This window comes from Bacillus cereus group sp. BfR-BA-01347 (assembly GCF_022663835.1).
Lineage (GTDB): Bacteria > Bacillota > Bacilli > Bacillales > Bacillaceae_G > Bacillus_A > Bacillus_A thuringiensis_K.
In genome coordinates this window covers 1-8,628 of sequence record NZ_JAKUGG010000055.1, presented here as the reverse complement: position 1 = coordinate 8,628, position 8,628 = coordinate 1, and the positions used below count along the sequence as shown (strand labels likewise).

Genomic DNA, 8,628 nt, shown 5'->3' with positions numbered 1-8,628 from the left:
ATGATGGCAGAGAGGTCACACCCGTTCCCATACCGAACACGGAAGTTAAGCTCTCTAGCGCCGATGGTAGTTGGGACCTTGTCCCTGTGAGAGTAGGACGTCGCCAAGCAATCTTAAGACGAGTCAGAATGACTCGTCTTTTTTGTATGCTTTCATACCTCTCTTAATTGCCTGTTTAACTCCTTCTAAATAGGCGAATCCATGCTTTTTATCTGGTTCTAAGTAAGTACCTTCTGCCCATTCATTCCACGCATTAATAAATAAAAACTCGCTGTTGTAAAGAGAATAGGTACGATGAATTTGCTTACTTAAGTATATCGTGAACTTCTCAGGAGTAGAACCGAGAAAGATGCTGCTATTTAAGTCTTTGCGACGTGCTGTGTTGTCCCAGTCAACAAAGGCACCGGGAAATGTTTTTTTCTCTGGAGGAGATCGCTTTAGTATATACATCCAAACTTTATCATAATCCCAAGCGTTTATTTGTTTACCAGACTCATATATTGTCTTATTTATGTCTGGAGAGCTATCATGAGCAATTGTATAAAAAGGCTCGAATTGAATGCTAGCATCGAACCCATTTATATTAGGAAGTGGGAAGCTGTTTAATGTTTCTACAAAGTATATACCTTTCAAACCATTTTCTTGTGCGAGTGTATCCCAGTAATTAAGCATTTGCTCACAGCCAGGGATATGCCCAGGACGATAAATAATGGATAGGGGTTTATCATCTATACGAATATATCTTTCATCTTGGAAAGCTTGTAATAAATAGTCAAAGTGTTCTTTCCAATCCGATAACTCTCCATAATTTTGAGGCATTAATATATGGCTATCAAGACCATCCCAAGTTTTTGTCCACGGTTCATTTGCCCAAGAAAGGCAAAATGGAAAATCTGGTTCGCCCGTCTTAAGTACTTCATTAAAGGGTGTCTCCAATAGCCTTTTTCCTTTAAACCAGTAATGGTAATAACAAAAACCATATATGCCGTGTGCTTTGGCAATTTTTGCTTGCCATTTTCTTACGGATGGGTCCGTTAAGTCATAATAAAAATCTTGATAAGGTTCTCTAGGTTGATAATGTCCTGCAAATAAAGGTCGTGCACTTTTAGTATTTGTCCATTCAGTAAAACCTTTTCCCCACCATTTGTCATTTTCTTTTATTTGATGAAACTGCGGTAAGTAAAAAGCAATTATTTTCAAGGTATATCCTCCTTATGTTCTTTGTAGTTCAAAGTGGGGGGGGAAGTTACTTTTGATTTTTTGAATCGAGTTTAAAGCGCTAGATAGGTTATTTACTTACTATTTTGTTGTGCTTCATATTGAATTCGTTTTTACAGTTTGCTCGATAGAGGAATCTTGGATCATTTAATATATGGCTGAGATGAAAAGTGATTTTCATTATAAAATTATGCGCATTACCATGTAGGAAAAGAGTTAATCTTTTTGGAGAACAAATAGGGCTTGGGGTAATCGGCTTGCGTCATCAAAAAAGTCCCGTAGCTTTAAATACTTCTCATAGTGATTTTTAATATAATTTCTAGGTATAACGGTTTCTCCGTAGAAGCTACTATTTCTAACATCTCCCGCTCCTGTAGGACTGTGGACAAAATTACCGCTTTCATAATCCGAGATGGCCCGATTTATATCTGGGAAAGCTTGTGATAAAGTTTTATGCCAACCCGTTTGAATGAATTCAGGGTGTTCCTTGAATTGTTGACAGTAATCGAGAAAATAGCGCTTGTGTTGTGGCTATGAAGATGCCACCTGGACGAAGAATTCTTGAAAATTCCTTTATCCAATTTTCTGCAGTTTCTTCGGATAAATGTGAGAATACAGAATAAGCGAATATGATGTCTAATGAATTGTCACTAATAAATTCTACAGGAGGTTGTGGATTGGCTGTTTTATATATTCCTCTTCCTAACGTTTCATTGCAAATGTTAATCATTGCGGGATCTACATCAATACCAAGTAAATTTTCATCGCGAACATCTTTGAAAAAAAGCGTATAATTCTTCCCCATCCGCAACCAAAGTCTAAAATTTTACGTTCTTTATTCAAGGGAACACCTAAATTTTGGGCATATGTTTTTACATGGTTATAAAACAAATATGCTTCATAAAGAGCATGTTCATAGGAAGCTCCTACAAACTGTTGTTGAATTTCTTCGGGGGGGAACATAGGTACTGGGATACCATTTATCTTTGTTTGTGAGCAACTTTGTATAAATAGATTTAGAAGTTCAACGTCAGAAAGAGGACTAACAAGGTTATCAAAATCATTTCCTAACTTAAAGTTATTCATTTGTTAACCTCCAAATTATATAGTGCCTAAAAATTATGTTCGTGTTTTTTACTAATAAAAACATGTAGAAATTCAGCATCTAATCCTAGTGATCTATCCTTTTGTAAATAAACAATTGTATACATATTTGCATGTGTATAAATATATTCAATCATATCTTGGCCCCAATCAAATGTTACTAAAGCCCCCTTCTCATCAATAGGATTTCCATGATAAATTGGCTCTTCCATATACTCAATTCCTTCTTTATTGTTTCTTGCTCTTTGTAAAGTCTTTGGGAGTGTATGATACCAAGGGACGGTAAACACATGAGCGCCACCAGGCTTTAAGACACGTTCTATTTCTTTAAAGGCTTTCTCTGGCTCCATTACGTGTTCAAAGACATCTTGCGTAATGAATAAATCAAAAGATTCATTTTGAAAAGTCATGTTTTCTAAATTCTCACATCTAATTCCTTGAAAGTATTGACCAAGAGGATAGTTTTTAAAGTATTGAGAATATGTATAGTTTTTACAGTTTTTTATCAGTAGTTGAGTTGTAATCCCTCCTGGTGAGGACTCGTGGATATGATAGGACCCCCATTTTGGAAAAAATGTATTTAAGACATGAACTAAAGCTCGTTGCCTCGGTATAGAGTGGCATGTAGAACATAAATAGTGATCTCTAAGCCAATCATTATGCTCTATAAATGTAGCTTCCTTCTCACAAATAACGCAGTAGCCATTATTGTGCTTCAAATTACCTTCCACATGATATCCCTCCTGTATAAAATGCAATGTATTTCCCCCATTATTTTCATGGCAGTAATGCTCTCACCTTAAAATCCGGCTGGAGCAAAGAAGTTGGGTGGGATATGAACTGCCCGTAAACGCCCTCACTTTATGGATAGTATCAGACACATGTGAAACCAAAGAGAGTGGGTAGAAATTAGGGAAACCATAAAAGTAAGATTGGTAGAAGGGAATAATTAGTAGGGGAGAACCCCACACTAATTAAAGTTTCACTTTATGCTATGCGATACATTTGCTTTTATTCATTGAAAAACGTAGGGGTTTAAAATATCCCTTTCGTGTATGGATACATTTCAAAGTCCTTTGCATATATTTCTGTAACTAAATCCATTGTTTCTTTGTCATAAAAGCTTGCGTATGTTGGAAATCGGGGAAAGGCTTCATCTGTAATGCTAAGTTCTGCATAGCTTCCTGTATAAACCATCTTGTGAGCGCGATGATGACCTGAACTTGTAAGTTTGGTTAGGTCAGATTTAATCAAACCGTATTCGTTTTCTATTTTGGGAATTTGCTTATTAAAATCTTCTAAAGGTATATAGCGTTGGATAAAGGCTTCTTCACCTTGGACGTATTGTTGACTAAAGTGCATATCTATTACTTGGGAATTGGAACCAAGTGCTTGAACGTAATATAAAAATTGTTTGAATGATATTCCTTGCTTACTATGCTTGTCATTATAAAAACACTTTCGGATACTATTCCATTGAGGACTAGCATAAGGATTGTCAGCAAGTAATAAAAATGAGCTAACGGCCCTCTTATAGGGATTTCGTACGAGTTTACAAACATGCTTTTTGGCTTCTAGAAGACCGCTATGTACCGCTTGTATATAATTGGGGTTATTTTTATATACCCAGAATTCATAGTAATGAATAAAATCATTGTATTTCTTTGCTTCAGGAAATAATCCAATTTGAAAGAAGAACCAATTAGCTAATGCGGTACATCCGCTTCTATGACTCCAAAATAATATAAGGGGAAAATCCTTATGGAAATGCGGAATTCGATCTTTATGTAGAATGATGTACTCTAAAAACTTTTGATTTATATTTTTCATGAGTTTAACACTCCTTTTTTAAGGGTATAGAAGAGGATTTTTTATTAATCCAATATATTCATGAGAATGAGTAAATATTATGAGTGTATTTTGCTTTCGTCTTAAATAAGAAAGCCATTCTAAAAGGGAAATATAAAATAAAGATAATGAAAATGTATAAGAGGCATACAATTAATTATAAGAAAAGAAATAATAAAAGTGTCCAAGTTCATTTATTTGTATTTCTAGGTGTGATAAGCAAAAATCTTATTACTAGAGAGGATATTATGGGGAAGAATAATTATTTAATAGTAGGTGGAAATAGTTTCATTGGTATTAACCTCGCATTAGGTTTATTGAAACAAGGTCAAAATGTAAAAGTATTTTCCAGACATATAAATAATTTTCCTCAAAATCTTATAAGTGAGGTTGAATTTATTAAAGGTGATTTAGCAAATGTTGAAGATATATATAAGGCTTTAGTAAATGTGGATATTATTATTTATTTAGCTGCAACGTCTAATGTAACAACTTCAATTGAAGATGTTTTTGGAGATAGGAACAGTAGCTTTTTTTTTCTTAATTTCATGGAAACTGTTAAACGTTTCCCTATTAAAAAAATTGTATTAGCATCCTCTGGAGGCACAGTTTATGGTGAACCAGAATATTTACCTATTGATGAGAAACATCCATTAAAACCACTATCTCCTTATGGAATAACAAAAGTGTCGCTTGAAAATTATTTGTACTTTTATAAGAAAAAGTATGGAATGGACTATGTTGTATGTAGATATTCTAATCCATATGGAAAATATCAAAACCCGTTAAAGAAAGTTGGAGCAATAAACTGTTTTTTGTATCAGCATCTCAGTAATGAAAAGATTAATATATATGGGAATCCACAAGAGATTATTCGAGATTATATTTATATCGATGATCTAGTGGAAATCACTATACAACTATCACAATTAAATCGCTTGAAATCTTGTGTGTATAACATAGGGAGCGGCAAGGGTCTCTCTTTAAAACGAATTATAGTAGAATTGGAGAAATTAACGGAAAGAAAAGTGGACTTTATCTGCTATAAACAAAAGCAAGAAAATGTTCAAAAAATCATTTTAAATATAGATAGGGTAAGACGAGAATGTAATTGGGAACCGAAAGTGGATTTCAAAAGTGGAATTAGATTAAATAAGCTATGGATTGAAGAGTTCTTATATAGTAAAAAATAATAAGCCATGCCCTACTTCTGTATAAGTAGAGCATGGTTTATTATTTTGTTTCTTTTTGTATTACCCAAAGGTCTTGATGTTCCCACCAAAAACCTTCAGTGTATTTTTTGATGATAGGATTATAAGGTAATAATTTAATTTTGTCACATACGTAAGAGGGACTAACGATCGTTTGCCCGTATTGATGCACATCTAAATCCAGTTGTTCACTAGAGGGGAGAAACCAATAACCCTGTTTATTTAAATCTGGAAAGCCGAAGTACTTTTTACTTTGATATCCATGAGTTGTGAAAATGAATAATCCGCCAGGGGACACAGCATTATACAATGTTTGAAGCCAACGAAACCAAGTTGTATCAGGCATATGAGAAAAAAAGGATAGACCAAAAACGATATCATACGTAGACGATAATTTTACTTGTTCCGGCTCAGGGTGAGATAAGATAGATGAAGTATTTAATGTGCGTTCAATAAAACTAATAGCCTCTTCATGTATATCACAGGTAGTTATATGTAAGTTCGTTTGTAAGTTTAATAAATGGCGTGTTACGCAGCCATATCCGGATGCGAATTCTAATAATTTTGTTGGAGTGTCTACAGGAGGATAAAAGGAAGTCATTAAATCTAAGAGTGTTTCTGCTGATTTTCTTCCATCTTTAAAATAATAATCTATTGCTTCTTTTTTAGAAGGAAAGACTGGATTCGTGACCAGGAATTGGAAGATGTGATCCTCCGGATGGATACTTGCATTTACATTGTAGTTCTGTGCAATTTGAGAAATCAAATCTTTATTTGCCTCTATAAATTCTTTCAAAGAGTAACCCTCCTTAAATAATAGTAATGTCTTACAAGAGATACTGATGGTAAAGAAAATATATAATTAAACCTTCAAATATGTTTTAAGATACTTTCTATATGCGTACATTTTCTTTTTTGAAATGTCGTCGATAGTAAAGGTTTCTTTAATGAAATTCTGCATTTGTACAACTTCACTGTAATGGGAATATGAATCTTCTGCTCTCGTTACGCTATTTGTATGTCGTCTATGATAGTTTAGAGGTTTTGGATTGAAATAAATGTTCCCCTCTTTAAGGATAGAAACATAGAAAAACCAATCACCGGCTATTTTAAACTGTTCCAATTGTTTTGCTGTTGTTTTTATATCTATGTTTTTAAAAACTACACTTGAGACATTAGGTATGGTGTTTTTGATAAGTAACGTATCTTGTATTTCATCTATCCCTTTTCGCACATAAGAACTCTGCCATTTTTCTTTATCAATATCATTTGTGTAATCTAAATAATGATTGGCCAATATATTTCCTTGTTCATCTATTTGTTTTGATTGTGTGTAGCTTAAGGCAACATCACTATCTATATGAAAACCTTGTATTACTTCTTCTAAAAATGTCTGATCACATAAGTCATCGGCCTCAGCAATCCAAATATAATCACCGGTTGCTGCAGAGACACCTTTTATCCATTGTTTAAATACAGAACCAGAGTTTTTATAATTAATAATCTGCTGAATTTTCAGGTGATGTTTATTTTCGTTTGAGAGCAGCTTTTCAAATATAGATACGCTATTGTCAGTAGAGGCATCGTCTAGGAAAATTAGTTCGTAAAGGGGATAGGTTTGATTTAATATTGATTTAACTCGTTCGGATAAGTATTTTTCGTAATTATAGTTCGGTACAATGACGCTTATTTTTTTATAATTATGCTCAAGCAAGTTTAATAATTGATAAATGTAATGAAGAAAGTTGAAATTTTTTTCAATAAGTTCTTGGCCAAAGGTCCCTTTTTGTAATCGTAAATCTTCATCCCCGATAAATTCGTATATTTTTTCCAGCATCATCGGTAAGTTTAAATAGTCTACTAATGCGCCAGTTTGTTCCGTAACAACATCTTCAAAACCTCCAGCGTTTTTAAACCCTATAACAGGGAGTTTTGTATCTAATGCTTCTAAAACCACGTTTGGGAAAGGATCTTCTCTTGAAGTTAATAAATATAAATCAGCCCCAGCGTTATATAAACCGATATCTGGAGTAGGATCCACTAATGTAAAATGTGCTGTATATCTTGGTGATAGCGTGTTTAAAAAGTGAACATCTGTTTTCCCAACCCAGATAAAATGAATATTTTTATGAATCTTTCTTACTGAGTAAGCAATAAGTGAGAATAAATCTATCCCTTTTCGATGATCAGCGAAGCCTACCCCCAAAATGATTTTGCTATCTAGAGGCAGGTTGTGTTTTTTTCGTAATTCGTTTCTCGCTTTTGCAATATTGTTCTTATAAGGATTGTGGTTAAACAAACCTTGAGGGAGGATGTGGCACTTTTGATGATCTAATTGGGTGATTGTACGGAACTTTTCATACACGTATTGTGAAGGGAAGACAATTTTGTGAGCAGACTCGGCAATTTTTATCGCTTTTCCCTCAGCAGAGTACTGTTGTATTAAATGCGGCAATTCATGTATTAATGAAATAACTTTTATATTATGTTTAGCTAGTAATGCAACTATATCACCACTTATGACGGTACTACATATGGCGATGGTATAGTCTTGTGATAATAACTTCTTTATTAATGATTCGATCTTTTTATCCGTTGGGTAGTCTTCCTCTAGGCAATAAACAGGACCATACTTTTGAAAGTCGTGGATTAAAATGCCCGTTCCAATAGAAATAATTGCGACGGAGTAATGAAAGTTTTCTTTGAGAGCTTTAATAGTATGTAAAGAAAGCAGCTGTGCTCCGTGGAAATGGGCATCATGGGATACATAAATGATTTTCTTATTAACATGCATTTCATAACGCCTCCTAAGGTTAATTAGATTTTTAGTAAATGTATGGTGTATTTATAATTTCTAGAGAGAAGTCTAAATAAAAAAGCTACTTTTAATATATATTTGTTTGGCTTGATATTCATTCTTTAGAAAGTATAAACTGTCGATTATGAAAGGGACTGCGCTAGTTTATTAATCTTTAGGGAAGAAGTATAAAAATACCCTTCATAATTTATAAAATAAAAAGGATAAAAGGTATTGACGATTAGAGTATAGAGGTGTAATATAGAACAAGTCGCCGATGACAACAACGTCGAAAGCGACAAACGAAATGAAAAACTTAGTTGACATTGAAAGATGAAAATGTTAACATAAGGAAGTCGCAAATGAGCGACCAAGTAGTTCTTTGAAAACTGAACGAAACAAACAACGTGAAACGTCAATTTTTATTTTAGATGCTAGACAAACTAACTT

General features: G+C 33.7%; 6 protein-coding genes, 1 rRNA gene and 1 pseudogene. 2 read left to right on the top strand and 6 right to left on the bottom strand.

The window, feature by feature from the left end:
• Window positions 1-109, top strand: a 5S ribosomal RNA gene (gene rrf, locus MR143_RS32375); the annotation flags it as partial.
• Window positions 110-123: 14 nt separating this feature from the next.
• Here rrf and MR143_RS32370 read toward each other — a convergent pair.
• The 4 genes and pseudogenes from MR143_RS32370 to MR143_RS32355 all read right to left on the bottom strand — a co-directional run bounded on the left by MR143_RS32370 (window position 124) and on the right by MR143_RS32355 (window position 4,152).
• Window positions 124-1,200 (bottom strand): glycosyltransferase WbsX family protein, encoded by a 1,077-nt coding sequence (locus MR143_RS32370; protein ID WP_242281288.1) that lies wholly within the window; start codon window positions 1,198-1,200, stop codon window positions 124-126.
• A 234-nt stretch (window positions 1,201-1,434) separates the two neighbouring features.
• Window positions 1,435-2,304 (bottom strand): annotated as a pseudogene (locus MR143_RS32365) (class I SAM-dependent methyltransferase).
• 26 nt (window positions 2,305-2,330) lie between these two features.
• A complete protein-coding gene (locus MR143_RS32360) occupies window positions 2,331-3,053 on the bottom strand; it encodes a class I SAM-dependent methyltransferase (RefSeq protein ID WP_000398923.1) in 723 nt (240 codons plus the stop codon).
• Window positions 3,054-3,357: 304 nt separating this feature from the next.
• Window positions 3,358-4,152, bottom strand: a complete 795-nt coding sequence (locus tag MR143_RS32355; protein WP_000790062.1) for a sulfotransferase family 2 domain-containing protein — start codon at window positions 4,150-4,152, stop codon at window positions 3,358-3,360.
• Window positions 4,153-4,418: 266 nt separating this feature from the next.
• Here MR143_RS32355 and MR143_RS32350 point away from each other — a divergent pair, with 266 nt between their 5' ends.
• Complete coding sequence (locus tag MR143_RS32350) at window positions 4,419-5,363, top strand: NAD-dependent epimerase/dehydratase family protein (RefSeq protein WP_000517674.1); 945 nt, start codon at window positions 4,419-4,421, stop codon at window positions 5,361-5,363.
• A gap of 40 nt (window positions 5,364-5,403) precedes the next feature.
• Here MR143_RS32350 and MR143_RS32345 read toward each other — a convergent pair whose 3' ends face one another.
• The gene (locus MR143_RS32345) at window positions 5,404-6,177 is read right to left on the bottom strand and encodes a class I SAM-dependent methyltransferase (RefSeq protein ID WP_000657498.1); all 774 of its coding nucleotides are present in this window, start codon (window positions 6,175-6,177) and stop codon (window positions 5,404-5,406) included.
• A gap of 66 nt (window positions 6,178-6,243) precedes the next feature.
• Window positions 6,244-8,175: a glycosyltransferase gene (locus MR143_RS32340; RefSeq protein WP_000558383.1), complete on the bottom strand. Its 1,932-nt coding sequence runs from the start codon at window positions 8,173-8,175 to the stop codon at window positions 6,244-6,246.
• Window positions 8,176-8,628: the final 453 nt, after the last annotated feature.